The organism is Comamonas serinivorans, assembly GCF_002158865.1.
GTDB lineage: Bacteria > Pseudomonadota > Gammaproteobacteria > Burkholderiales > Burkholderiaceae_C > Comamonas_E > Comamonas_E serinivorans.
The window spans coordinates 3,285,861-3,309,634 of sequence record NZ_CP021455.1; the positions used below are offsets into that span (position 1 = coordinate 3,285,861).

A 23,774-nucleotide genomic window follows, 5' to 3' on the forward strand; every position below is an offset into this window, starting at 1 on the left:
GTGTGCGATCCTCCATCACGCGTTGTCGCCGAACCAGTGCTCACGGGCCTTCATGATGAGGGCTCGGGCTTCTTCCTCGGACTGGCCGGTGATGGCGGTCAGTTCATCAACCGCGAGATCGGCGAGGTCGTCACGGGTGTGGATGTTGTTGTCGGCCAATTTGGCAATCAGGTCAGGCGTCACGCCATCCAGGTCCCGCAGGTCCTGGGCTGCGCCCACCACGCTTTCTTCGCGCGCAATTTCCATGGTCAGCACAGCTGCCTTGGCACGCGAACGCAATTCGTTGACGGTTTCTTCGTCGAAACCTTCGATTTCCAGCATTTCCTGCAGCGGCACATAGGCCACTTCTTCCAGGCTGGTGAACCCTTCCTCGATGAGGATGTCGGCCACTTCCTCGTCGACGTCGAGCTTTTCCATGAACAGGCTGCGCATGGACGTGGTTTCTTCGGCCTTTTTCTGGGCCGATTCCGCCGCGTCCATGATGTTGATCTTCCAGCCCGTCAGGTCAGAAGCCAGGCGCACGTTCTGGCCGCCCCGGCCAATCGCGATGGCGAGGTTTTCCTCGTCCACCACCACGTCCATGGCGTGTTTTTCCTCGTCCACCACGATGGACGAGACGTTGGCCGGCGCCAGGGCGCCGATCACGAACTGTGCCGGGTCTTCACTCCACAGCACGATGTCCACCCGTTCGCCCGCCAGTTCGTTGGTGACGGCATTCACACGGGTACCGCGCACGCCCACGCAGGTGCCGATCGGGTCCACGCGCTTGTCGTGCGAGATCACGGCGATCTTGGCGCGCGACCCCGCATCACGGGCGCAGCTCTTGATCTCCAGCAGACCTTGCTCGATTTCGGGCACTTCCTGACGGAACAGCTCCACCATGAACTCGGGCGCCGCACGGGACAGCAGGATGGGCGCGCCACGCAAGGTCGAATCGACCTCCATGATCATGGCCCGCACGCGGTCACCCGTGCGCAGGTTTTCCTTCGGGATCATCTCGGAGCGACGCAGGCGGCCTTCGACACGGCCGGACTCGGCAATGATGTCACCCTTGTCCATGCGCTTGACCGTGCCCACGAAGATCTTCTCGCCACGCGAGAGGAAGTCGTTGAGCAGCATCTCGCGCTCGGCATCGCGGATCTTCTGCAGGATGATCTGCTTGGCCGCCATGGCACCGATGCGGCCAATCGGCAGCGACTCGATGGGCTCCTCGATGACGTCACCCACCTGCACGCCAGGCTTGTCTTCCTCAGCCTCGAACAGCAGGACTTCCTGCTCGGGCAGTTGCAGACCCGCTTCGCTGGGCACCACGTGCCAGCGGCGGAACGTTTCGTAGTCGCCCGAGTCGCGGTCGATGGTCACTCGGATATCGGTCTCGCCTTCGTAGAGCTTCTTGGTGGCCTGAGCCAATGCCGATTCCACGGCACCAAACACCACATCGGCTTCCACATTTTTTTCGCGCGAGATCGCTTCAACCAGCATCAGCAGTTCGCGATTCATGACAAAGACTCCTCTTGCTGCGCACGCCCATGCGTGCGCGAACCCGTTTCAACATGCATTCCTTGCTCACGCCTCATCGTCTGCGGCATCCGCCTCGCCAGACGCGGGGCTGGCCTTGCCCGGTTGGGCACGGCCCTGAAAATCCACCACCGCCGCCAAGCGAATCTCGCGCACCTCATCGAGCGTGAAGCCCAGCGCATGCACCGGCGCTGCGGCCAGCCGCTTGGCACTCACACGTTGGCCGGGCTTGGCCTGGACCTTTTCCTGCCACACGATGTGCCAGCCAGCGCCGTCGTCGGTTCGCTCCAGCGTGCCGCGGAATTTCTTGCGCAAAGGGCTGACCTTGCCGTCGGCAACGTCCATCCCGATCGGGGCCTTGAGGGTGACATCCACCTCATAGCCTGTGAAGCGCTGCAGATCGGCTTCCCCGCGCAGCAGGCGATCGATGCCCGGCGACGAGACTTCCAGACGCGAGTAATCGGTGCCTTCGACCTCAAGGGCGAACTGCAGCTGACGCGTGACCACTTCGCAATCTTCGACGGTGATCAGGCGTGCCTCTGCTTCGGCGCCCGCCCAGGGCCAGTCAATCGTGATGCGCAGCAAGCCGCCTTGCGAGCGTTCAATCTCCACCAACTCGTAGCCCAAGCCGGTGACCGTCGTTTCAACCAATTGCTGCAGTGACACGCGCTGTTTCGCCCTGAAAATTCGCCTTGAGAATCAAGCACCAAAAATCAAAAACACATAAAAAAAGGGCGGATGAAACCCGCCCTTTTGGTCGTGAGAGAGCGATTCTAGCATGTTGGCGGGCGGTATTCAAGTCAGATTCTGGACCTGAACGCCGTGTGTGACTGCTGCCGCAGCGCCCATCCCCGAGCCGGCCGCGCCAGAGCCATGCACTAGAATTTGCACCGCGTCTGCCAGGCCTTTGAACGGCCGTGGTGGGCAGCACATCGCCCCAAACGCACGGCAGCCATCGCCGGCGCGCTGCACCTCTCCCGCTTCGAACATGACCGACACACACAACCAGCCCGCCGATGACACCCTGATCCGGGAGCTGGCTGAGCTGATGGTTTCCTCCCTCAACCTGGAGATGGCCGCCGAAGACATCGACCCCGACGCCCCGCTGTACGGCGACGGGCTGGGCCTGGATTCCATCGACATCCTGGAAATCGCCCTGGCGGTCTCGAAACAGTACGGCTTCCAGCTCAAGGCCGACGATGACAACAACGCCAGGATCTTCTCCAGCCTGCGCCACCTGGCCAACCACGTCGCCGCGCAGCGCGTCTGACCACCCATCCGGACACTTCCCATGACGGCCTGGCGACTCGCGGCCAAGCTGCTGGGCATCGGCCTCGTGGCCGCGCTCGTGGTGTGGACCAGCCTGCACCCCTCGCGCCTCACCGTGTGGGTGCTGGCCAGCCCCTTGCTGCTGCTGGCCTGGGCTCAGCGGCAGCGCTGGCCAGCCACGCATCCCCAGCACACGCGGGCGCGGGCGCTCTCGGCCCTGTGCGTCCTGGGCTTCGCCCTCCTCGTCCTGGCCAGTGACGCCCTGGTCACGCGCTTTGGCTGGCTGTACCTGACCCAGCATGTGGGGGCCCATGCCGCCCTGGCCGTGGCGTTCGGGCGCACCCTGCTGCCGGGGCGCACCCCGCTGTGCACGCAGATGGCGGCCTGGGTCCACGATGACGTGACCGAACCACCCCTGTGGCGCTACACCCGCGGCGTCACCCTGGCCTGGACCCTGTATTTCACCGCCATCTGCGGCCTGTCGCTGCTGCTCTTCTTTGGCGCCTCGTTTGCCAGCTGGACCTGGTTTTCCACCATCGGCACGCTGGTCTGCACGGGGCTGATGTTTGCCCTCGAGAACTTCGCGCGTCGCTTCTTCCTGCCGGCCAAGGACCGCATCGGCCTGCTGCGCACCATCGAAGTGGTCAGCCGGCAGCTCTCGCGCCCGTAAAGCCCACCCTTTGACGCCTCCGCCCCTGCCATGACCGACTCCACTTGGCCGCTGTGCACACACGCCGCCGACCAGGCCCTGATCGCCAGCGAACACGGCGCGATCACCGCCGGCGATTTCGTGGCGCGCGCCCGCGCGCTGGCCGCCCACCTGCCCGTCGGGGCGCCCGTGCTCAACGTGAGCCAAAGCCACTTCGGCTTCAGCCTGGGGCTGGCGGCCGCCCTGCTGCGCGGCTGTATCAGCCTGATGCCGCCCAATTTCGCCCCCGAAACCGTGCGCCTGATGCAACGCGTCGCACCGCAGGCGCAGGTCGACCTGCATCATTGGTCTGGCCGGCAGGCCACGGGTGCCCTCGCCCACGTTGCACCGGGCGACATCGTCTGCCTGCACGACGGGGGAGACCACCCCGCCGACCTGCCCACGCTGGACCTGCGGCCCTGGCTGTCGACCCGGCCCCAGCCCTGCACCGGCCCGTTCACCATGCCCCGGATCGCCGGCGACCAGCTCGCGGCACTGGTCTTCACCTCCGGCTCCACGGGCGAGCCCAGCGGCCACCGCAAGACCTGGGGCAAGCTGGTGCTGAACGCCCGCAGCGCGCAAACCCGACTCGCATGGGCCCCGGGTAGCCTGGTGGCCACCGTGCCACCGCAGCACATGTACGGTTTCGAGTCCAGCGTGCTGCTCGCGCTGCACGGCGGCCATGCCATGTGGCACGGCAAACCCATGCTGCCGGCCGACATCGCCCACGCCCTGGCCGCGGCACCGGCGCCGCGCTGCCTCATCAGCACCCCCTGGCACCTGTCGCTGGTGCTCGAAGCCCTGGACAACGGCCTCAGCCTACCCCCGGTGGCCGATGTGCTCAGCGCCACCGCGCCCCTGTCGGGCGAGCTGGCGCAGCGCATCGAAGACCGCCTGGGCGCGCCCGTGCATGAAATCTATGGCTCGACCGAAACGGGCCAGATCGCCACCCACCGCACCGTGCGCAGCAGCGATTGGCAGCTGCTGGATGGCGTGCGCCTGTCGCTCGAGCACCAGGACGGCGAAGACGTCGCCTGGGTCAGCGACGGGCACATCGAAGGCCGCGTGCCGCTGGCCGACATGGTCACCCAGCTCGACGACGGGCATTTCCGCCTCATTGGGCGCCGCGCCGACATGGTGAACATCGCCGGCAAGCGCCACTCCATCGCCGCGCTCAACGCCATCGTGCAGCGGCTGCCGGGCGTGAAAGACGGCGCCTTCTTCGACCCCGGCAACCAGCCCGATGCCGCCGGCGCCGACACCCAGGTCCAGCGCCTGTGCGCCTTCGTCGTCGCGCCCGGACTCGACGCCAAGGCCGTCACCCAGGCCTTGCGGGCCCACATCGACCCGGTCTTTCTGCCCCGCCCGCTGTGGCTGCTGGACAGCCTGCCCCGCAATGCCACCAGCAAGCTGCCCCGCTCGGCCCTGCAAGCCCTGCACGCCCGCCTGACTCAGCGCCCTGGTTGACCAATGGCAAGCAGTATCATCCACCTACCGATGACAAATCAACGGAATCAGGTGGATACTGGTCAATTCATCGCATTCAACGCCGCAGTCGCGGCCTGCATCAGCGCCCATCACGCGTCGGACCACGTGGGGCGACGCCAACACGCTGCGCCTGCCTGCCTGCCTGCCGTCCGCCGCAACGGGTAGCCGCTCACGCCGTGCCGCCGGCTGCGGGCTCCCAAGGCATCCCTGCGACCCGCGGCGCGGCGTCCGATGCAGGCCTTCGCCACACCGCCGAGTCGCGTGGCGTGGCCTCGGGCCAACCGCCCACAGCGTGCTCCAAGTGAATCACCGCGGCATGCGGCCTGGCGCGACGGGCCCCTCAGCGGGGTGAAGGGCCATGACGTCAACACCCTTCACATTCACCAATTTCAGGGATAGACCGCGCGCATCCCATCGTGTGAAAGTGTGTTTTTTTGTACCCATCGAAAGGCACACATGGACCTCGCCCCCACCCGCCCCCCGCGCTTTCGCCTTTTGTTCGGTCCCTTGGCCCGCCCCCTGGCCGGGGTTGGCCTGACCCTGGCCACCCTCGGCGGCGCGCAGGCCCAGTCCGCTGCAGACCTTCGACTACACCGGCGCCATCGTGTCCTACAGCGTGCCCAGCACAGGCGACTACTGGATCGAGGCGGCCGGAGCTGAGGGCGGGAACAGTCCAAATTCGAGCGTTCGCCCAGGGCGAGGCGCGATCGTGGGTGGCAAGTTTCACCTCGCGGCCGGCACCCTTTTGAGCGTGTTGGTCGGTCAGCAGGCTCCCACCTCCGGTTTCCAGGGCAACGGCGGCGGCGGCGGCAGCTTTGTCGTGCTCACGGGCACCAGCCCCCTCCAAGCCTTGGTGGTGGGCGGCGGCGGTGCAGGCTCCGCATTCACCGACAGCCCAGACAAGCACGGGCAAGCGGGCCAAAGCGGCGCAGCAGGCACCAACGCCGGTGGGGCCGGGGGGAGCACAGGCAGTGGGGGTGGCGCGGGGACCTCGTCTCAGGCCAGCGCAGGCGGTGGCGGCTTGCTGGGCAACGATGCAGATGGAACGTGGTGGGGGCAAGAGGCGGTCAGGCCTTTGTCCATGGCGGCAGCGGCGGTACGAGCACAAACAATGCGCCTGGCGGCTTTGGCGGCGGCGGCGCAGGCTCCGCGGTCACCACCAGCGGCGGCGGGGGTGGCTACTCGGGCGGGGGTGGGGGGAACGATCCCACGCCCGACTCAGCAGACGAAGGCATGGGCGGCGGCGGCGGCTCCTTCAACGCCGGCACCGACCCCATCACGCTGACCGGTGCCACCGATGGCCGCAGCGGCAACGGCCAGGTGCGCATCTGCACCGACCATGCCCCAGCAAGCTTGACCATCACCTCTGCTGCGCCCAGCGCCGGCGTGGCCGGCAGCGCCTACGCGCCCCATCACCCTCACGGCCACCGGTGGCCTGGCCCCCTACATCTGGAGTGCCGCCAGCCTGCCCGGCGGCTTGAGCCTCAACCCCAGCACCGGCGTGCTCTCGGGCACCCCTGCGGCGGGCAGCCAGGGCAGCTACACGATCACGGTGACGGACAGCCATCAGCCCACGCCGCAGACAGCGTGACGCTGCAGATCCTGCCGGCCCTGGCCGCCACGGCACCCGCCCCAGCCACAGTGGGCCAGGCTTACACCGGCGGCCCTGCCGCCACCGGCGGTGTGGCGCCCTACACCTGGACCGCAGCCAGCCTGCCCACGGGCTTGACGCTGAACCCCAGCACGGGCGCGCTCACCGGCACACCCGCCGTGGACACGCACGGCGACTACCCCCTGACGGTGGCGGACAGCCAATCCCCAGCCCGCACCGCCACGGTGACGCTGCAGGTGCTGCCTGCGACGCTGGCCATTGGCACGAGCAGCTTGCCCGCTGCCAACCAGGCCCAGGTCTACAGCGCCGCCTTGCTCGCCACCGGCGGCGTCGCGCCCTACACCTGGATGGCCACCGGCCTGCCCACGGGCTTGTCGCTGGTGAATGGAGAGATCACCGGCACGCCCACGCAGTCGGGCACGTTCGCTGTGGTGGTGTCGCTCAGCGATGGGGCCACCCCGGCGCAGACGGCGAGCGTGACGCTGGTGTTGAGCGTGACGGCCGCTGACGTGAAACCAGTGCCCACGCTGGGCGGGTGGGCCATCAGCCTGCTGGGCGCCTTGGCGGCGGCACTGAGGGCGCGCAGGTTGCGGCGGCGGCGACGCTAAGCATGTAGCCTTGGCCAAGGTACGGAAGCTGGGACTGCAGGTGGGCCTTGCTCTGGGGCAGCTGACCTGAGGCTGAGGCCGCAGCGGCGCGGGCGTGCGGCCGCACCGCCATGACAAATCACGCTGCGGGTTCTGCCGCGCCCATTGAACGGCGAGACGCTATCGTGTCTGTGGTGATGTGGCGCTGGCCGCTTTGAACCTTTCAACAAAAGCCACAGGACGATCCAACTGTGAACCATCCTCTAGATGGCAACCCGCTTCTTTCGAACGTCGCTTGGGGTCGCCCCTAGAAATCGCTTCATCACGGCGGTCATGTGACTGTTGCTGGCGAATCCAGAGATTCGGGCCACCTCGGAAAAGGAAACGTTTGGCTTTTCCAGCAAGCCTCTGGCCAAAGACAGCCTCATGTTCAAAATGAACTGATGCGGTGACATTCCCGATGTTTCTTTGAAAGCCCGCGAGAAGTGTCCGGGCGAGAGCGAGACCTCGACCGCCAATGACTCAATCGTCATCTTTGCGGAGATGTTTTCTCGAATGTAGGCTTCTATTTTCTTCCATTTTTGCGGCGAAAGCCCGCCCTGGGCCCGCCTTGCACTGAATCCCGATGACAGATTCGAATAATTTCGGATGATGTGAACGCCAAATGCAGTCAACAAAGCATCCAAGTATTCGGCTCGGCCAATCTCCTGAAGCGCGAGCTCTTTGCCGATCGCGCGGGAAATGGCATAGGCCTTTCGATCAGAAATGGCCAGCCCGAGGGGATAAATTTCAAGGTTTTCCTCACCGCACTCCAAACCAGCCAACGACCTCAACCGCTCATTCGGTAAGGCGATCAACATGTTTTCCTTGGGAGTGAGCCACATCGAGGAAATATCCGACCCCTGAGGAACGATCTCCAACCCTCCCGCGGGAATGATGCTTTGGATTTTTTTGTCGGAATTGAGTGCAATGGTTCGATTTTTCTGGATCGACTGAAAAATCAAAAACAAATTCACTCCAGATGTGAAATGAAGCGATCCTGGAGGTAAGGAGAAGTATCCAGCCGAGCCCCGAGAACTCTCAAACCGGACGCCCCAATGGCTCGGGGCGAATCCAAAATGTTTTCCAACCATGGGCCTTCATGTCCACCTGAACTTGACAAGGCCGCCACTTATACCTTTTGCGTACACACCTGGCAACCTTAGACACGCCAAACACAAAGCGCCCAAGCAAACACTCATCGGTCATGCCATTGGACATATTCAGCGTCTTGCATCGCCCGCTGGCCGCGCGAGACGAACAGGACCAAGCGCCGCCCGTCCGTGAAATAGGGATCTCCAGTCAGGTTCATGCGGGGACGATCTGGGTGGGCTGGACCCACACCAGCTGTGTAGCCCCAGCGAGCGACGTTGCTAGTCATCAGCATGTCTTGAAGCAGATAGTCCCGTGATTCGTCCACATCCGGATCGATGACATGGGTCGTCCACGTCGGCGAATGCAGGGTCACTTTCACACCAATGTCGCGGCTGATTTGGCCAATCCACACGGGCGTGCCATCCACCTGGATGGGGGTCAGCCAAAGCCGCAAATGATTCCGCTGCGAAATGCTGTTGCGCGCTCGCTGCATGGCGAAATCCTGTGGCCTCCCCGCAAAATACAGGGCGCTGACGGGTGAATTGCGGTAGCTGTGACCGAACGTGAAGGCACCGATCATTCGGCCCACGCTCAACGCGTTGATGGTTTCCGTGAAATCCCAGCCCGCCCGCACCAGCGCAACCAAAACCTCATGCTCCGATCCCACCATCACCAAGTTAAGGGGGTCGCCTTGAGCCGTACCTTGGGCATTGGCCGTGCAACAAGCCAGTTTTTCCAACGCGGTCCCTAAGGCGTTCAGCCCAGTCCGAACCTGCTGTGCGGGTGAATACAGTTCATCGGGATGGTGGGTCTGGTAATCAAATTGTCCGCCCGGTTGCTCGCGGGCGAAATCGAAGTGCAGGACATGGCCCGTGCCCAGCAATTCCACGTTGATCAATTTGATGCCACGCGTGAGATTGGTATACACAAAGCCGCTCACCGTGGTCTGGGGCGCCACATGCACCTTCATTTGCCGGTCAATCAGCGTGCGCTCGACCTTCCGGTGCACGCCCATGTCACGAAAGAGGTAGGCCGCCTCGCGCGCCGCATAAAAATCGCGGTCCATGAACACCGGCATGAACCAATGAGGTTGCGTGCTGCGATTGACGATCTCAATCCACACGGGCTGAATGCCGCGCTCTGCCAGGGGCAGACCCAAACTGCCAAGGCTCTCCTCGTCGCGCAGGGCTGCCACACTGACCGATACGTTTCCGCGCGTCATGGTCTGGCGATGCGCACGCGCCATGAAGCCCGCCTCGACCTCCTGCGGGCTGCGCACATCGACGGCGGCGTCGGGAGCGCGCGTGGCCAAGCTGGTGCAAGCAGACAACAGGGCCAGCGCCAGCAGGACCGCGATTCGAGCGCCGATGACGCCCGCCCTCGACAGCATACCGGAACCGCCGCGCATGGTCACTTCGCGGGCCGCGGTGCCACCATGGACGACTGCGGGCGGACTCGCTCATCCGTGTAGCAATCCCCCGTAGGGGCATAACGGACCACTTTCCGTTTCTGGATGTAGAACAGGTTGTTGCAGACCAGCCGATTTTCGGAACACGACATGAAGGCGCCGTAGTGATGGTGACCTTGATGGCTACCCGCACTGGCAAAGCACTGTTCGGTCGTTTTGCCATTCACGTAATTGCGGATCTCCATGCCACTGTCAGAAAAGGTCTTGTACATGGGCATGGATAAAAACAATGGGTGGGTATCCAAGGCCTCAACAGGGACACCATCCCAGGCTGCCAAATCTTGCTGGCGCACGGTTGCGCATCCAAACAGCAGCGGGATGGCGGACAGTGCGAAGAGAGCTTTTACAGTTTTCATGGCATTTTCTGAAGGGTTGTAAAGAGTGTGCTGCTCAACGTTTTGCGCGCGGCAAAGCACACTGCGAAGCCGTCTGCTCACCGCCCCTGCCGCAGGCTAGGTGGTTTTGCAGCTCGATCACGCGAGTGCGGGTCATATCCGTCAAGCAATCGTTGACTTGCATGGCATGGAGGCTGCCGTCGACCGAACGGATCGACGCAAAGCGGCATTCCGCATCCCGGAAGGCCAGCCACTTGCGCTCCGCATCTAGGAGCAACCCTCGCGTCATCGAGTCGCCCTGAAGGCGGCCTTGCATCTGCTTGTATAAGGCGTTGAGCTCGTCATCGGCGCCCTTCAAGGCGATTGCGGCGCATTCGTTGAGCTGGGCCTGCGTCTGCGCGCGCTCGTAGCACATGTCAGACGATGCGTGTGCCGAAGCAGCCAAAAGTGCCAGCACAGTGCAGGCCATCGTGAATTTGAGCATGGGGGAATGAATCAGGTCAGTTTGTCAAAAAGTCGAAAAATCCAGGACAGTTGATACATCAATGCCGAAGAGACAAAGGCCACATGAAACACCCGTGACCGGGTCAGCGCAGCCACGATGCACAGCACCACCAAAATGGGCGTCCGGACCAAGTACTCACCGGCAAACCGGGAAAAGTGTTCCTCGCCTTTGATGAGGGTATCGATCACATCAAACAGGCTGGTTGCCGCCAACAAGCCAAAAAACCAAGATCGCCTGGCCAGGAAGAAATCTTGATAGCTCAAATAATCCTGCAAGCTGTCGGGAAATAGCAGTGCACACTGCAAAAACAGCAAAATAGCATAACCGATGACGAACAGGTAGGTACCAAATGTCCAAACTTCTACCTGATATAGGCCAAACTCCCACCACCAGAAATGCACAAGGGACAGCAGCACCGACGCGACCCAAGCCAAATGCACGGGGTAAAGTCGATACTGTGCCGGGTGTTGCACAATCCTCGCCACGCCGGAGAGCAACCGTGTGACCCCAAGTCCGATCACCATGCCCATCACGGTCCGTATGTGAGGGTAGATGTCGTGCACCGACAACAGGGCTTGCTGCATGTGTCGAACCTTCAGCGCATCTCCAACTGACCTGGCTCCGGAGGACCGTTGTCCTCGTCCGGGTTGTCGACCAGACATCCCGTATCATGGCACCCGTCATAACCATCCGATGGTTTTGAATGGTGATGATGGCCCGACGACGAGGCAGCACCCAAAATCGCCCCCAGCACCAATCCGCTGACCACCGCCCCCGCATCGTTGCCGCGGGAATCGTAGTGGCGTGCGCCTTCATCGTAAGTGTCGCTTCGGCCGTGGTGATAGCCGCCACCGTCGGCAAACGTACCCGCACACCCGTCGCCCACCCAGATGTAGCCCGTGCGCGGGTTGTAACCCCAGGTGCGATTCAAAATGCACGCACTGCTCGATATTTGATGGATCAATTGAGGCCGAGAAAGGTCTCGTGCCGAGCACTCGGTGTATTGGTAATCACGAGACCTGCATTCGACTGTGGTCTGAGCCATGACCTGGGTGGGATACGCGTACAGCAGCGGCATTAGAACCACTCCCGTGAAAAATCCTGCCTTCCTCATCTTTTCTCCTCTGCTGATGATTTGAATTCGAAAATTTATACTCATCCCACTTCACCCACCGTGTAGATGGCGAAAAATATCCGATAAAAGTATTATCTTAGGTCAAGAATAATGGATTATTTTTTCAAAAAAACGATGTTTTTCTTGATCCCAACATTCATTGGGACTGCTCTGGCCGCCCGGCGCGCTTGATCCCGTAAGTGCAGGCGGGCCACTGGTGACGCCGACACGGTCCTCGTCTGACACCATGGCAAGCGCAGTTCGCATGCAATTCCGAGGTCTACAGAGATTTCCGATGCAGCTGTATCGAGTGTGATCTCCTACCCCACCGGCCATCATTCGACAGCACCCTGCACGGGCGCGACGGCGTCAAGGCCTGGCCCCACCCAGGCAGCCCTGCATAGGGCAGATGCGCCGCGTGCCGGGACCTTGTGCTGACCAGCGCGCCTGCAGCTGCAGCGCCCTCACATGCGCCGTCGCCTGCGCCGGCCTGGCCCCTGCATCAACGAGCGGCTCTCATTCCGCGATGAAGGCCCCATGACAAGTAGGCTCCACCGCATGCCACGCCACGACGCCCCCCACGCCCGGCCCGCATCCCGGCTCACGCTCGCCCGATGCGTTGCGCCACGGGTGCGAAGCCGTGGTTCAGCGGCCCGTGGCCGTGGCCGGTCACCACGTCGGCGCCGGCCGCGATGGCGTTCAGGATGTAGGCGCGCGCCAGGCCCACGGCCTCGGACAGGCCATGGCCGAGCGCCAGGTGGGCGGCAATGGCGGACGACAGCGTGCAGCCCGTGCCGTGGCCGTTGTGGGTCACGATGCGCGCGCTTTCCAGGCGCTCGCAGCCGCCTGCCGTGGCCAGCACGTCGACGACCCAGTCGCCCGGCAGGTGCCCGCCTTTGAGCAGGGCCGCCGGTGCGCCCAGCGCGCGCAGCGCCTGGGCGGCCTCGTCCAGGCCCTGGGCGTGGTCGATGGCCTGCGCCAGCAGCAGCTCGGCCTCGTCCAGGTTGGGGGTGATGAGCTCGGCCAGCGGAAACAGGCGCTCGATCAGCACCGCCACCGTGGACTCGGCGATCAGGCGATCGCCGCTGGTGGCCACCATCACGGGGTCCAGCACCACGTGCGGCAGGCCGTGGGCCTCGATGGCGTCGGCCACCGCATGCACCACCTCGGGCGTGGCCAGCATGCCGATCTTCACCGCGTCGACGCCGATGTCGCCCACCACGGCATCGATCTGCGCCCGCACGAACTCGGGCGGCACCCCGTGGATGCCCTGCACACCGCGCGTGTTCTGGGCCGTCAGCGCGGTGATGGCACTCATGCCATAGCAGCCCAGCGCCGCAAAGGTCTTGAGATCGGCCTGGATGCCAGCACCGCCGCCGCTGTCGGAGCCGGCGATGGTGAGCACGCGCACGTAACGTGGCGGTTGCGCGGGCGGCGCAGCCAGGGGAGAAGCGGGGGCTGAGGTCATGGCGGACTGACAGAAAAGGACGGCATCGGACGGTGCGGCATGAGCGTCACCGCACGCCGAGGAACTTGTGCGTTTGGATGCTGACACGCCAGCCATGGCGCGTGGCCTCGTCCACGCACAGCGCGGTGGCCTTGGGGCTCTGGCTGATGGGTTGCAGCCAGATGAGCGACCGGGGTACGCGGCCCAGGTCCAGGCCCAGCAGGCGTTCGACGTCGGCAGGCTTGCCCACGGGGTGCTTGACCTCGTTGGCGCGCGCCAGCGCCTCGGGCAACACCGGCAGGCCACCGGGCATGTCGAGCTTGGGGCTCACCGTCACCCAGGTGTCGGGGTGCACCCGGATGGGGTGCGTGCCCGAGGTCTCGATCTGCACCGAGTAGCTGTGCGCGATCAAGAGCGTGGTCAAGGGCACCAGGTCGTAGAGCGCCGGCTCGCCGCCCGTGATCACCACGTGCCGGGCGCGAAAGGCCTGCACGGTGGCCAGCAGCTCATCCACCTCCATGGCGGCCCAGGTGTCGGCATCGTCGGTCTTGGCCAGCATGTCGGCCACGGCCACCTGCCGCGCCGGGTCCAACGCCCAGGTGTGCTTGGTGTCGCACCAGGGGCAGCCCACGGGGCAGGCCTGCAGGCGCAGGAACACGGACGGCGTGCCGGTCATGCAGGCCTCGCCCTGGATGGTTTCAAACACCTCGTTGATTGGCAGCATGGTCCGCCCCCAGGTAAATGGCGCTGTTGGCGCCGTGCTCCTTGACCTCGACCGACACCAGCCGGCAGCGCGGCGACAGGCCTTGAGCGCGCATCCACGCGGTGGCCAGGCCGTGCACGTGTTCGGCGAACTTTTCGCAGCCCACGCCGGGCAACACCACCAGCTCCAGCAGGCCGCGCCGGGCCGCCTCTTCAAACCAGGCGATCTCGGGGTCGTCGGCGGCCACCACGGTCTTGTGGTCAAAGGTGGCTTCCAGCATCGCCTTGAGCGGCTTGAGGCCGCCAAAGTCCACCACCCAGTGGCGCTCATCCAGCGCATGCGCCTCGAACTCGAAGCGAAACGCCAGCGAGTAGCCGTGCAACAGGCGGCAGTGCGAGGCCGCCCGCCACTGGCGAAACGCCACCGACAGGCCCACCTCGTGGCCATAGGTCTTGGTCGATCGGTAGCTCATGCGCGCCCCTCGGTCCCCGTGGCGGGACGAGCCGCGTGCCCCTGCACACACGCCCCACCCTGCCGCCGCCGCGCACGGGCCGCATGGCCAGCCATATGGCGAACCGGGCGGCCCGTCGTCAGGTCGATGGCCATGGACGCTGCCTTACACCGCATCGTGCGCTTCACGCACATCGTGCACCCCGAAGCCCGAAGCGAGCGAGGGGTGCGGCAGCACCGGCGCGGCAGACCGATCGGCCTGGGCGCGGGCCCAGCCCTCGGCCAGCGCCTGCTGCATGGCCGGCAGGGTGCGCGCGGGGTCGTCGCCCAGGCCGCGCACCACGCACACGGCGGCCGCGCCGCAGGCGGCGGTGTCGCGGATCTGCTCGGCCGACAAGATGCCGCCAATGGCCACCACCGGACAGCCGGCGTTCGCCACCCACCAGCGCAGGTTGCGCAGGCCTTGCGGGTGCCAGGGCATGTCCTTGGTGGTCGTGGCCCAGACGGGGCCGCAGGCGATGTAGTCCGGCGCCAGGGCACGCGCACGCGCCAGCTCCCACACGCTGTGCGAGCTGATGCCCAGGTGCAGCAGCCGCATGGGCGCATCACCCGGCGCCTGCGCCCAGTCCACGGCCAGCAACCGCCCGCCCTCGCTGGCCAGACGGGGCTGGCGCAGGCTGGCGCGCTGCATCTCGGTCAGGGCCAGCAGGTCTTCCTGGCCCAGGTGCAGGCCACTGGCGCCCAGGTCCAACGCAGCCTGCCGGTGGTCGTTGATGAACAGCGCCGCCCCGGCCGCGTGCGCCGCCTCGATGCTGCCGGCAATCGCCTGGCGCAGCCGGGCCTGGTCCTGCGGCGTGGGGTGCGGCGGCAGCTTGGTGCGCAGCTGCACGATCTGGGCGCCATGCTCGGCGCAGCGCGCCAGGCGCTCGGCGTTGTCGACGATGGCGTAGATGCTGGGGGCCGCAGGCATGGGGGTGTGCGGCACGCTGCCGTCGTCGTGCGTGAAGGTCGGCACCGCGCTCCAGCTCAACAGGGGCACGGGGCAGCGCCGGCCCGCGGGGTCCAGCGTCAGGCCCAGGGTGATGGCATCGGCCGCGACAAAGCCCTTGGCCAGCGCCAGCACGGTGGCGCCGGCCTGCATGCGCCAACCCGCGTCGGCGTCGGCCGTCCAATGCCGGCGCAGGCCCGGGTCGGGGTTGAGCCAGCCTTGGGCCGAGGCGCTGTCCAGCCACTGCAGGCCCTCGTCGGCGCGGCCCGGCTGGCGTTCGCCCCCGGCCTGGCGCAGACAGGCGCTGGGCGCGGGCATGCCCGTGGGCCACAGCCTGGCCTTGGCACTGCGCCAGGCATCGACCAGGAATGGCGCCGACGGCACGGCCTTGTCGAGGGCCGCGCCGTTGCGGCCGGCCAGCCAACGCAACAGGTCGGCGCTGCTGCCCATCAGCACATCACCGGCTTCGAGCAGGCAGGCCCAGGCCTCGCCCTGCGGCAGCGCACCGTCCATCAGCACGGCGACGGGCTGCGTCTCGCGCCAGCGCCGCAAGGCCGTGGCCAGGGCCACTGTGGGCGCGGCGCTGTGCACCCAGGCCACGTGCGGTGCGGTGTTTGCACCGGCCAGTTCATCGGCGCCCAGCACCTGCACCCAGGCCGGCACCTGCCAGGCGGCGGCGGCCTGCACCAGCACCTGCTGGCGTTGCGCCGCCTCGTGCGCCGTGGCGGCGACGATGGCGATGCGCACCGGGCCGTGTGCACCCGGCGCCGCCCGCGTGGCAGCCGCCGGCCGGGACGTGCGCGGCACCTCGTCCAGTGGCAGCAGCGGTGCCGGCCGGCTGAAGGGCCCCGGACTCATCGCGTGCCCCCGGCCGAGCCCGCGCCCGGCAGCACCAGGCCGCCGGCCGACGCGGCGGGGTTCAGCAAAAAGGGGTTGCCCGTGACCGGGGTCGAGGCAACGGCGTAATCCTGCTTGGCCATCACGCCGGCCAACCAAGCGTCGCGCCCCGCTTCGACCGCCTGGCGGAAGGCCCCCGCCATGCGCACCGGCTCGCTGGCCTGGGACACGGCCGAGTTCAGCAGCACGGCGTCAAAGCCCAGCTCCATGGCCTGGGCAGCGTGGCTGGGCGCCCCGATGCCCGCGTCGATGATGAGCACGGTGTCGGGCAGGCGCTCGCGCAGCGTGCGCAGTGCGAACGGGTTCACCAGCCCTTGGCCGGAGCCGATGGGCGCGCCCCAGGGCATCAGCAGCGGGCAGCCCACGTCCAGCAAGCGCTGGCAGGTCACCAGGTCGTCGGTGCAGTAGGGAAAGACCGTGAAGCCTTCGCGCACCAGCTCCTGCGCGGCCACCACCAGCTCATAGGGGTCGGGCTGCAGCGTGTACTCGTCGCCCACCACCTCGAGCTTGAGCCAGGCGGTGTCGTACAGCTCGCGGGCCATGTGGGCCAGCTGCACGGCCTCGCGCGCGGTGCGGCAGCCGGCCGTGTTGGGCAACAGGCGCGCGCCCTGGCCGGCCAGCGCGGCGCGAATGATGTCCACAAAGCCGTTGTCGCCCGCAGCGCTGAGCTGGCGCTTGAGCCCCACGGTGACGACCTGCGAGCCCGAGGCCGCGATGGCGTCGCCCAGCACCTTGGGCGAGGGATAGCCGGCCGTGCCCAGCAGGAAGCGGCTGGTGAGCGTCACGTCGCCGACCTGCCAGTGATCGGCACCGCGCTGCGCCGTGACCCAGCCGGCCGGCTCGGCCGCCGCCGACGGCGGGCTTGTTTCTGCGGAATTCATGTTGGCAACCATCGTTTCTCAATCAAGCAGTATGCACCGATCTCCGTTTTAATTTAAACGGAAACAGCCTGATACTGCCTCAAACCTTGTCTCACATCGCCGGTAGCGGCTTCGCCCAGGCCGTGCGATTGTCCCCTGCGGCGGCCGTCGCCGTTGCACCCGCCCTTGCGCCCGCCGTTGCACCTGCGGCGCCAGCCGACGCACACGGGTCGCAGCCCGGACCGGCGCGGCCTGCTCAGCCCCCGACGATGGGCTGGAACAGCATCACGCTGTCGCCGGCCGCCAGCGCGCGCGCGCGCCCGCCGCGCGGCACGAACTGCTCGTTCACCGCCGTGCTCACGGCCTGCGGCGCGTGGCCCAGCGCCGCCACCAGATCGGCCAGCGTGCAGCCATCGGGCACGAAGCGCGGCTGGCCATCGAGCTGGATGGCGATCGCGGCGCGGGGGGCCAGCGCATCGGCGGTGTCGGCGATGTGGCAGGCGGTGTCGGGGGTGTTCATGCGTTTCTCCTACTCAGGGGGGGCGCTGCCGGCAGGCTGTGCGACCGCGCCATCCGGCGCCGCCAGCCCTGCCCCAGCAGGCCACGGTCTCGTTCAGGTCATGGGGCCGACCGACTGGATCGGCCCTGAGGTCGGCTGGGGGTTGAACCCCGCGTGGGCCGGTTGGCTGACCCGGACGCCGCCTGCCCCGATGCACCCGGTGCGCGCGCGTCCGCCGCCGGCGCACCCGGCGTCGCACCGCCCGGCGACAGCCCATACAGCGAACCGCCCGAGCTGCCGTGCCCCGAAGCCGGGCCGCTCGTGGCGCCCAGCCCACCGAGTCCACCCAGGCCCCCGCCGCTGCCCAGCCCGGCCGCGCCCTCGCGCTGGATCGACAGCCCTTGCGCAGCCGCAGGCGCCATCAGGCCGGCCCACAGGCTCGCGGCCAGCCAGACCCACGCAACTCGCCCAGCAACTCGGGCTGCCGTGCCACGCAGGCCGCCCCGGTGCCGCGGGGCCTGCACCACCCATCGCCTTGCGTCACGCCACATGGTTCCCCTCCGCCGTTTGCCACCCGCACCTGGGGGTGCCGGGCCCGTTCAGGTTCGTCAACCAGATCCCGCCACGCCAGCGCGGCGACGTGGTGCCGTAGATGGTGTCCATGGCGGCGTCCTTCATGCGCAGGCCTGCGCGGCGTGCAGCCACGGCGCCTCGCCCAGGCCACCGACCTCGTCCAGCGCCACGCCGGCCAGCGTGGTCGGCAGGTCTGCGGCCTGCAGGGCCTGCTGCAGCAGCGCCGGCGCCAGCAGCCAGCCATGGCGGAACAGGCCATTGATGCGCAGGCGCCGGCCCGCCACCTCAATGCGCGGACCGTTGTCGGGCAAGGCCGGGCGCAGGTTCACGTCCAGGCGCACCACGCGGGCCTCGGCCGCAGCCGGCAGCACGCTGTGGGCCGCCGCCATGAGCTCGACCGCCGAGCGCAGCGACACCGGCGAGCGGTCTTCGCTTTCGATTTCGCTGGCGCCCACCAGCAGCAGGTCGCCCGGGCGCGGCACGATGTAGACGCGGTGGCGCGGGTGCAGCAGGCGCACCGGCCGCGTCAGCCCGTGGCCGGGCGCGTGCAGCCACACCAGCTCGCCACGCACCCCGCGCATGGGCAGGTCGGGCCGGGCGCCCAGGCCCCGCGTGTCGATGACCTGGTCAAAGGTGGCCACGCGCTCGCCCCCGGGGCCGTGCAGGTGCAGCCGCGCGTCTTCGCCCACCTGCGTCACGCGCTCGCCCCAGTGCCAGTTCACGCGGCCCGGACCCGAGGGGCCGCTCAGCGTGCGCGCCGCCAGCACCAGGGCCAGCAGGGTGTTGGCCGTGTCCAGCTGCCCCTCGGCCGGCAGGAACCAGGCGTGGGCGGCGCCGGCCAGGCTGGGCTCTTGCGCCTGCAGCTGCGCCAGGCTCAAGGCCTGCGGCATGCCCTGGGCGCTGGCCTCGGTCAAACCCAATGCAGGTATGGCGTCATCATCGATCAAAAATCGACGGTAAGCCAGGGATACTGCCTCTTGCCAGGCGGCGCTGCGCCCCGCCGCAGCCAGCCGCGCCAGCACGCGCTGGGCGCTGCCCAGGTCGGGTCGGTGCGCCAGCATCCACGAGCCGCGCTGGGCGTAGAACGGCGCAAAACTGCCGGGCGTGCGGCCCAGCGCCTGGGTGATGGCGCGCCACAGCACGATGGACCGCCAGCCCAGCGCGGCCAGCGCGGGCTCGGCGTTGTCCAGCTCGGCGATGGGGCTCAGCATGCCGGCGGCGGTGAAGCCCGCGGCCTGCGGCCAGACCGGGTCGGCAGCGCCCCCGCCCCCCGTCCAGGCCGGCGAGAGGCCCACCCGGGGCTGCGCACGGTCGGCAAAGCACGGGCCGGCATCGGGCGCCGGGTCGAACACGTCCACGCTCAAGCCCTGGCTGGCCAGGTGCCAGGCACACAGCCGGCCCAGCAGACCCGCACCGGCAATGCCGATGTGGCGCGCGCCGCCGCGCAGGCTGCCGCCCTGGCGATCACCAGTCATCGTGCGAGGGGGAACGGAGTCAAGCGGTGTCATTCACGTCATGGCGGAGCGCCTGACGGAGGGGCAAACCGGCCGGATCGGGCGCCGTCATGGCTGGGCGCGCCGTCGCTGGTCCTCTAGCTTCTTCCGCCGGTACAAACCGTCTCAAGTTCGCGGGTTTGGCGTGATCGCCATCTCAGCAGGCCGGCCTGCACCCCGGTTAAAGGCCAAGGGAACCGAGCCGCCATCGAGCCGATGAGGCAGCGGTTCCCAAGCCGCGCATGATACCCCAGCCCCCTGGCTGCGACCTGCCGCCGTCGGGCGCGACCCCACGGCCCGTCAGAGCAAGCGCGCCAGGGCCAGCAGCACCAGCAGCAGCAGCCACACGCCCAGGCTGCGCCACAGCAGCTTGGCCACCTCGCCCATGCGCGGCACCTCGGGCTCGCGCCGGTGGGGCGTGCCGGTCTGCGCCGTGAGCTGGGGCGTGAAGATCGCGTCGGCCGTGGACCAGGCCTGGTCGCGCGCGCTGGCATGGCCGGGGGGCGCCAGCCGCGCCAGGCTGGCCCCGCCCAGGCGGATGTTGAGCGCCCCGGCGGTCGCGGTCAGCAGCAGGCCGTCGCTGTCCATGGGCGCCTGCTGGGCGTGGCTGCGCCAGCTGCTGACGGCCTCGACGAAGTTGCCGACCACGGCCAGGCTCAGCGCCGTGAGCCGGGCTGGCGCCCAGTCCAGCACCTGCCACGCGCGCTCGGCCACCTCGGCCAGCAGCGAGCGCTCGCTGAGGGCCAGCACGGTGTGGCGCAGGCGCGCGTCGCGCATGGTCACCTCGGCCAGGCGGTACATGACGGCCCCCAGCGGGGCCAGCCCCAGCATGGCCGTGAAGCCGTACCAGGCCACCACACCGAACACGTGGCGATGCGCCGACAGCACCGCGTATTCGATGGCGTGGCGTGCGATCTCGGTGCCTGGCACGCGGGCCGTTTCCACCCCTTGCCAGGCCGCCAGCAGCCGCCGCGCCAGCTCTTCGTCGCCATCCGCCAGGGCATTGCGGATGGCCATGAAATGCTGGCTGAAGCTGCGCCAGCCCAGGCAGGCATACAGCAGCAGTGCATCCCACAGCATGGCCACGAACGAGCCCAGCAGCTGCTGCAGCCCCCAGTGCACCAGGGTGCAGGCCAGCGCGGGCACGCCGACGATGAGCACCCAGCCCACGCGCGCATGCACCAGCTTGCCGGTGTCCACGTTGCGGGCCACCCAGCGCGCCCAGCGCCGCAGCACGCGGTTGGGCCAGCTGCCGTGGCGCAGCGGGCGCACCTGCTCCACCAGCCAGGCCAGGACCAGGGCAAACAGGCTCATGGGAGGAGATCCACCACGTTCATCGCCGCTCGCGAACGTTCACTGCTCGGCGCTGAGGAAACGGTAGAGGTTGCGCAGCATGCCGGCCGTGGCGCCCCAGACGAAGCGCTCGTGGCCGTCATCCATGTACGGCATGGACAGCCAGCTGCGGCGAACGCCATCGGCCACGTACTCGTGGTGGCGGTGGTTGGCCGGGTTCATCAGAAAAGCCAGCGGCACCTCGAAGGCAACGTCCACCTCCTGCGGATTGATGCGCAGGTCCAGCGGCGGCTTGACCAGCCCGACCACCGGCGTGACGACGAAGGCCGTGCCCGTGGTGTACGACGGCAAGGCGCCGATGACCTCGACGCGGGCCGGGTCCAGGCCCACCTCCTCCAGCGCCTCGCGCAGCGCCGCGTCCTCGATCGAGGCGTCGCCCGGATCGACGCGCCCGCCCGGAAACGCGACCTGGCCCGAGTGCTTGCTCAGCTTGGTCGAGCGCTGGGTGAGCAGCACCATGGGCTGGGGCCGCATGACGATGGGCACCAGCACGGCCGCAGGCGCCGCCTCGGCCTGGGTGAACTGCGTTTCACGGCGGATTTCCGGCGTCCAGCTCAGGTCGCGGGTGAAGCGTCGGCGCAGGGCCTCGGGCGTCAGCGCCGCGGCCGGAATGGCTGGCAAGCCGTCGTCCACGGCCACGACCGGCACCTTGCGGGCATCGAACTGAGGGATGCGCGACAGCGGCGCGGGCAGGTTGACGTTGACTTGGCTCATGGCGTGGGTTCGCGGGGTTCTCTCTCGCGCCGTGGTCTGCAGGGGCAACCCGCGGCATCTGCGGGGCGTGGCCACCCTCCGGGGTGCACAACGCGGCAGGCCGCATCATGCCTCGTCGCGCGTGCGGGCTCTGACGCGGCCGCGGCCCGCGACAGACCGCCGGCCACCAGAGGCAGCCGCTGCGCCCCCAGCCCTGCGCGGCCAATCGCCAGGCAGCGGCGCTGCATGATCGTGCGTGCTTGGCGCCGACGTCACACGCAGTATGCACCGACATCCGTTGTTCATTCATCGGAAATCGACCCATACTCCAAAAATGACCGGCCACAAAAAAAGCCGCAGACGGCTGTCTGCGGCTTTCGAGGGGGTCGGCAGCTCACGCCACCGGCACACCCGATCAGGCCTGAGCGGCTTCGCCCTTGTTGACGCGGGCGGGCAGCTTTTCCTTGATGCGGGCCGACTTGCCGCTGCGCTCACGCAGGTAGTACAGCTTGGCACGGCGCACATCGCCACGACGCTTGACTTCGACGCCAGCGATCAGGGGCGAATAGGTCTGGAACGTACGCTCCACGCCTTCGCCGCTGGAGATCTTGCGAACGGTGAAGGCGCTGTTCAGGCCGCGGTTGCGCTTGGCAATCACCACGCCTTCGTAGGCCTGCACGCGCTTGCGCGAGCCTTCCACCACGTTCACGCTGACGATCACCGTGTCGCCAGGGGCGAACTGGGGGATGGTCTTGTTCAGGCGAGCAATTTCTTCCTGCTCAAGGGTTTGGATCAGATTCATGTCTGAGGCTCCGATGTGATCATGCCCAGCTGCACTAGGGGCGGCGTGGCGGCGAAAACCAGGGTTTTCGGCTTGCCTTCGAGGCAGTTTGCGCAAGGCGCAGGGACTGCATGCAGCGAAAGCGCCGCGGCTGACAGAGGATCGCAAAGCCCGCCATTCTACTGCACAGCCCGCCCGGTGCGCCAGTCGGGGCCCGTCCGACGCAAGACCCGCAGGCCGACTGAACGCCGAGACAATGCCCGCCCCCTCGCCATACCTTGCCTTTGGGCGTCACGCAGGCGTCCGTGGCACGAACCTTGTCGATGCCGGCTTGCGGATCACCGCTGCTGCAGCACGGGGCCCTGCTCCTTGGCTTAACGCAAACGCCACCGGCAGCGCCCGCCCTTCAGGATTGGGCGTCTTGCCGGCCCGTGGCCGCCAAGCCGCGCAGAAACGCCTCGTCGGCTTTGCTCAACCGCCCGGCCTGTCGGGCCGCGGTCACCAGCTCGGGCCGCAGGCGCTGGCTCAGCGCCAGGCTTTGCTCGCGCCGCCAGCGCGCGATGTCGGCGTGGTTGCCCGACATCAGCACGGGCGGCACGGCCTGGTCTTGCCAGACCTCGGGCCGGGTGTAGTGGGGCGAATCCAGCAGGCCGTCGAGCGCGGGGTTGAAGCTGTCGGCCATGTGGCTCTGCTCGTCGTGCAACACGCCGGGCTGTAGGCGCGCCACGGCGTCCAGCAGCGCCATGGCCGCGATTTCGCCGCCCGACAACACGAAATCACCGAGGCTGATCTGGGCGTCGACGTGGGCGTCGATGAAGCGCTGGTCCACGCCCTCGTAGCGGCCGCAAAGCAGGATGGCGCCGCTGGAGCCGGCCCAGCCGGCCACGCTGGCGTGGTCGAGGCGCTGCCCGATCGGCGAAAACAGCACCAGCGGCGCGGGCTCGGCCGCATCGGCCCCATCGGCCCCAGCGACGCGGTCGGCGCGGATGGCCTGCAGGCAGGCCAACAGCGGCTGGGCCTGCATGACCATGCCAGGTCCGCCACCAAAGGGCCGGTCGTCCACGCGGCGGTAGTTGCCCTCGGCGAAGTCCCGCAGCGGCCACAACCTGACCTGAACCTGGCCGCTCTCGTAGGCGCGCCGCGTCACGCCCGCCTGCAGCAGGGGCGCGAACAACTCGGGAAACAGGGTGATGACGTCAAAGCGCATGCCGGGGCCCAGCGGAAAAGGCCCGCATTCTGTCACGGCGCGTCGCCAGCACGGCGGACTCGCGGCATTTCATCCGCAGTATGAAGCCATGATCAATTAACCATCATCGAGG

General features: G+C 67.4%; 25 protein-coding genes and 1 riboswitch. Of the genes, 5 read left to right on the forward strand and 20 right to left on the reverse strand.

Annotated features, from left to right (window positions below; genetic code table 11):
• Positions 1-15 precede the first annotated feature (15 nt).
• Both nusA and CCO03_RS13970 read right to left on the reverse strand, forming a co-directional pair.
• Positions 16-1,500: a transcription termination factor NusA gene (gene nusA / locus CCO03_RS13965; protein WP_087282013.1), complete on the reverse strand. Its 1,485-nt coding sequence runs from the start codon at positions 1,498-1,500 to the stop codon at positions 16-18.
• A gap of 66 nt (positions 1,501-1,566) precedes the next feature.
• Positions 1,567-2,184, reverse strand: coding sequence for an LSm family protein (locus tag CCO03_RS13970; RefSeq protein ID WP_087282015.1), 618 nt, complete (start codon positions 2,182-2,184; stop codon positions 1,567-1,569).
• Positions 2,185-2,506: 322 nt separating this feature from the next.
• Between CCO03_RS13970 and CCO03_RS13975 the strand changes: the two genes are divergently transcribed.
• The 5 genes from CCO03_RS13975 to CCO03_RS20110 all read left to right on the forward strand — a co-directional run bounded on the left by CCO03_RS13975 (position 2,507) and on the right by CCO03_RS20110 (position 7,183).
• Complete coding sequence (locus CCO03_RS13975; protein WP_087282017.1) at positions 2,507-2,788, forward strand: phosphopantetheine-binding protein; 282 nt, start codon at positions 2,507-2,509, stop codon at positions 2,786-2,788.
• A 21-nt stretch (positions 2,789-2,809) separates the two neighbouring features.
• Positions 2,810-3,457, forward strand: coding sequence for a COG4648 family protein (locus CCO03_RS13980; protein ID WP_087282019.1), 648 nt, complete (start codon positions 2,810-2,812; stop codon positions 3,455-3,457).
• A 30-nt stretch (positions 3,458-3,487) separates the two neighbouring features.
• Entirely contained in the window at positions 3,488-4,942 is a 1,455-nt protein-coding gene (locus CCO03_RS13985; protein ID WP_087282021.1) for an AMP-binding protein, read from the forward strand.
• A 1,486-nt stretch (positions 4,943-6,428) separates the two neighbouring features.
• Complete coding sequence (locus tag CCO03_RS20490; RefSeq protein WP_236904146.1) at positions 6,429-6,554, forward strand: putative Ig domain-containing protein; 126 nt, start codon at positions 6,429-6,431, stop codon at positions 6,552-6,554.
• Positions 6,551-7,183, forward strand: a complete 633-nt coding sequence (locus tag CCO03_RS20110; protein ID WP_169717475.1) for a putative Ig domain-containing protein — start codon at positions 6,551-6,553, stop codon at positions 7,181-7,183. Before CCO03_RS20490 ends, CCO03_RS20110 begins: the two co-directional genes overlap by 4 nt.
• A gap of 242 nt (positions 7,184-7,425) precedes the next feature.
• On the opposite strand, the gene CCO03_RS13995 is transcribed toward CCO03_RS20110, so the two are convergent.
• From CCO03_RS13995 to trmD, 18 genes are all read right to left on the reverse strand, one after another.
• Positions 7,426-8,178 carry a helix-turn-helix domain-containing protein gene (locus CCO03_RS13995; RefSeq protein ID WP_157667690.1) on the reverse strand — a complete coding sequence of 251 codons (753 nt, stop codon included), beginning with the start codon at positions 8,176-8,178 and terminating at the stop codon, positions 7,426-7,428.
• 221 nt (positions 8,179-8,399) lie between these two features.
• Complete coding sequence (locus CCO03_RS14000; protein WP_087282026.1) at positions 8,400-9,704, reverse strand: LssY C-terminal domain-containing protein; 1,305 nt, start codon at positions 9,702-9,704, stop codon at positions 8,400-8,402.
• Between the two features lie 2 nt (positions 9,705-9,706).
• Positions 9,707-10,120 (reverse strand): hypothetical protein, encoded by a 414-nt coding sequence (locus CCO03_RS14005; protein WP_087282028.1) that lies wholly within the window; start codon positions 10,118-10,120, stop codon positions 9,707-9,709.
• A 34-nt stretch (positions 10,121-10,154) separates the two neighbouring features.
• Positions 10,155-10,583: a lysozyme inhibitor LprI family protein gene (locus CCO03_RS14010; RefSeq protein WP_087282029.1), complete on the reverse strand. Its 429-nt coding sequence runs from the start codon at positions 10,581-10,583 to the stop codon at positions 10,155-10,157.
• Positions 10,584-10,594: 11 nt separating this feature from the next.
• Entirely contained in the window at positions 10,595-11,188 is a 594-nt protein-coding gene (locus CCO03_RS14015) for a hypothetical protein (RefSeq protein WP_087282030.1), read from the reverse strand.
• Positions 11,189-11,199: 11 nt separating this feature from the next.
• Positions 11,200-11,682 (reverse strand): DUF3011 domain-containing protein, encoded by a 483-nt coding sequence (locus CCO03_RS14020; RefSeq protein WP_205690306.1) that lies wholly within the window; start codon positions 11,680-11,682, stop codon positions 11,200-11,202.
• 637 nt (positions 11,683-12,319) lie between these two features.
• Positions 12,320-13,186 carry a bifunctional hydroxymethylpyrimidine kinase/phosphomethylpyrimidine kinase gene (gene thiD / locus CCO03_RS14025; protein WP_087282034.1) on the reverse strand — a complete coding sequence of 289 codons (867 nt, stop codon included), beginning with the start codon at positions 13,184-13,186 and terminating at the stop codon, positions 12,320-12,322.
• A 46-nt stretch (positions 13,187-13,232) separates the two neighbouring features.
• Entirely contained in the window at positions 13,233-13,889 is a 657-nt protein-coding gene (queE, locus tag CCO03_RS14030) for a 7-carboxy-7-deazaguanine synthase QueE (RefSeq protein WP_087282036.1), read from the reverse strand.
• Entirely contained in the window at positions 13,864-14,340 is a 477-nt protein-coding gene (locus CCO03_RS14035) for a 6-pyruvoyl trahydropterin synthase family protein (RefSeq protein WP_087282038.1), read from the reverse strand. The genes queE and CCO03_RS14035 overlap by 26 nt, the downstream gene beginning before the upstream one ends.
• Before the next feature lie 144 nt (positions 14,341-14,484).
• Complete coding sequence (locus CCO03_RS14040; RefSeq protein ID WP_087282040.1) at positions 14,485-16,164, reverse strand: thiamine phosphate synthase; 1,680 nt, start codon at positions 16,162-16,164, stop codon at positions 14,485-14,487.
• Positions 16,161-17,084: a thiazole synthase gene (locus CCO03_RS14045; RefSeq protein ID WP_087284705.1), complete on the reverse strand. Its 924-nt coding sequence runs from the start codon at positions 17,082-17,084 to the stop codon at positions 16,161-16,163. Before CCO03_RS14045 ends, CCO03_RS14040 begins: the two co-directional genes overlap by 4 nt.
• Positions 17,085-17,319: 235 nt before the next feature.
• Complete coding sequence (gene thiS / locus CCO03_RS14050; protein WP_236903838.1) at positions 17,320-17,583, reverse strand: sulfur carrier protein ThiS; 264 nt, start codon at positions 17,581-17,583, stop codon at positions 17,320-17,322.
• Positions 17,584-18,102: 519 nt separating this feature from the next.
• Positions 18,103-18,225 carry a hypothetical protein gene (locus CCO03_RS20610; RefSeq protein WP_257789717.1) on the reverse strand — a complete coding sequence of 41 codons (123 nt, stop codon included), beginning with the start codon at positions 18,223-18,225 and terminating at the stop codon, positions 18,103-18,105.
• An 11-nt stretch (positions 18,226-18,236) separates the two neighbouring features.
• On the reverse strand, positions 18,237-19,610 hold the full coding sequence (locus CCO03_RS14055) for an FAD-dependent oxidoreductase (RefSeq protein WP_087282041.1): 1,374 nt from the start codon (positions 19,608-19,610) through the stop codon (positions 18,237-18,239).
• 104 nt (positions 19,611-19,714) lie between these two features.
• Positions 19,715-19,818, reverse strand: a riboswitch (TPP riboswitch).
• A 110-nt stretch (positions 19,819-19,928) separates the two neighbouring features.
• The gene (locus tag CCO03_RS14060) at positions 19,929-20,942 is read right to left on the reverse strand and encodes a cobalamin biosynthesis protein (protein WP_087282043.1); all 1,014 of its coding nucleotides are present in this window, start codon (positions 20,940-20,942) and stop codon (positions 19,929-19,931) included.
• Between the two features lie 39 nt (positions 20,943-20,981).
• Entirely contained in the window at positions 20,982-21,695 is a 714-nt protein-coding gene (locus CCO03_RS14065) for a CoA pyrophosphatase (protein ID WP_087282045.1), read from the reverse strand.
• A gap of 394 nt (positions 21,696-22,089) precedes the next feature.
• The gene (gene rplS / locus CCO03_RS14070) at positions 22,090-22,476 is read right to left on the reverse strand and encodes a 50S ribosomal protein L19 (protein ID WP_087282047.1); all 387 of its coding nucleotides are present in this window, start codon (positions 22,474-22,476) and stop codon (positions 22,090-22,092) included.
• A 385-nt stretch (positions 22,477-22,861) separates the two neighbouring features.
• The gene (gene trmD, locus CCO03_RS14075) at positions 22,862-23,662 is read right to left on the reverse strand and encodes a tRNA (guanosine(37)-N1)-methyltransferase TrmD (protein WP_087282048.1); all 801 of its coding nucleotides are present in this window, start codon (positions 23,660-23,662) and stop codon (positions 22,862-22,864) included.
• Positions 23,663-23,774 lie beyond the last annotated feature (112 nt).

What these genes read in the sequence shown, in the direction of transcription:
- nusA (WP_087282013.1), bottom strand. Translation starts at nt 1,500, where the DNA reads ATGAATCGCGAACTGCTGATGCTGGTTGAAGCGATCTCGCGCGAAAAA.
- CCO03_RS13975 (WP_087282017.1), top strand. Translation starts at nt 2,507, where the DNA reads ATGACCGACACACACAACCAGCCCGCCGATGACACCCTGATCCGGGAG.
- CCO03_RS13980 (WP_087282019.1), top strand. Translation starts at nt 2,810, where the DNA reads ATGACGGCCTGGCGACTCGCGGCCAAGCTGCTGGGCATCGGCCTCGTG.
- CCO03_RS13985 (WP_087282021.1), top strand. Translation starts at nt 3,488, where the DNA reads ATGACCGACTCCACTTGGCCGCTGTGCACACACGCCGCCGACCAGGCC.
- CCO03_RS14000 (WP_087282026.1), bottom strand. Translation starts at nt 9,704, where the DNA reads ATGCGCGGCGGTTCCGGTATGCTGTCGAGGGCGGGCGTCATCGGCGCT.
- CCO03_RS14005 (WP_087282028.1), bottom strand. Translation starts at nt 10,120, where the DNA reads ATGAAAACTGTAAAAGCTCTCTTCGCACTGTCCGCCATCCCGCTGCTG.
- CCO03_RS14010 (WP_087282029.1), bottom strand. Translation starts at nt 10,583, where the DNA reads ATGCTCAAATTCACGATGGCCTGCACTGTGCTGGCACTTTTGGCTGCT.
- CCO03_RS14015 (WP_087282030.1), bottom strand. Translation starts at nt 11,188, where the DNA reads ATGCAGCAAGCCCTGTTGTCGGTGCACGACATCTACCCTCACATACGG.
- CCO03_RS14020 (WP_205690306.1), bottom strand. Translation starts at nt 11,682, where the DNA reads ATGCCGCTGCTGTACGCGTATCCCACCCAGGTCATGGCTCAGACCACA.
- thiD (WP_087282034.1), bottom strand. Translation starts at nt 13,186, where the DNA reads ATGACCTCAGCCCCCGCTTCTCCCCTGGCTGCGCCGCCCGCGCAACCG.
- queE (WP_087282036.1), bottom strand. Translation starts at nt 13,889, where the DNA reads ATGCTGCCAATCAACGAGGTGTTTGAAACCATCCAGGGCGAGGCCTGC.
- CCO03_RS14035 (WP_087282038.1), bottom strand. Translation starts at nt 14,340, where the DNA reads ATGAGCTACCGATCGACCAAGACCTATGGCCACGAGGTGGGCCTGTCG.
- CCO03_RS14040 (WP_087282040.1), bottom strand. Translation starts at nt 16,164, where the DNA reads ATGAGTCCGGGGCCCTTCAGCCGGCCGGCACCGCTGCTGCCACTGGAC.
- CCO03_RS14045 (WP_087284705.1), bottom strand. Translation starts at nt 17,084, where the DNA reads ATGAATTCCGCAGAAACAAGCCCGCCGTCGGCGGCGGCCGAGCCGGCC.
- thiS (WP_236903838.1), bottom strand. Translation starts at nt 17,583, where the DNA reads ATGAACACCCCCGACACCGCCTGCCACATCGCCGACACCGCCGATGCG.
- CCO03_RS20610 (WP_257789717.1), bottom strand. Translation starts at nt 18,225, where the DNA reads ATGGACACCATCTACGGCACCACGTCGCCGCGCTGGCGTGGCGGGATC.
- CCO03_RS14055 (WP_087282041.1), bottom strand. Translation starts at nt 19,610, where the DNA reads ATGACTGGTGATCGCCAGGGCGGCAGCCTGCGCGGCGGCGCGCGCCAC.
- CCO03_RS14060 (WP_087282043.1), bottom strand. Translation starts at nt 20,942, where the DNA reads ATGAGCCTGTTTGCCCTGGTCCTGGCCTGGCTGGTGGAGCAGGTGCGC.
- CCO03_RS14065 (WP_087282045.1), bottom strand. Translation starts at nt 21,695, where the DNA reads ATGAGCCAAGTCAACGTCAACCTGCCCGCGCCGCTGTCGCGCATCCCT.
- rplS (WP_087282047.1), bottom strand. Translation starts at nt 22,476, where the DNA reads ATGAATCTGATCCAAACCCTTGAGCAGGAAGAAATTGCTCGCCTGAAC.
- trmD (WP_087282048.1), bottom strand. Translation starts at nt 23,662, where the DNA reads ATGCGCTTTGACGTCATCACCCTGTTTCCCGAGTTGTTCGCGCCCCTG.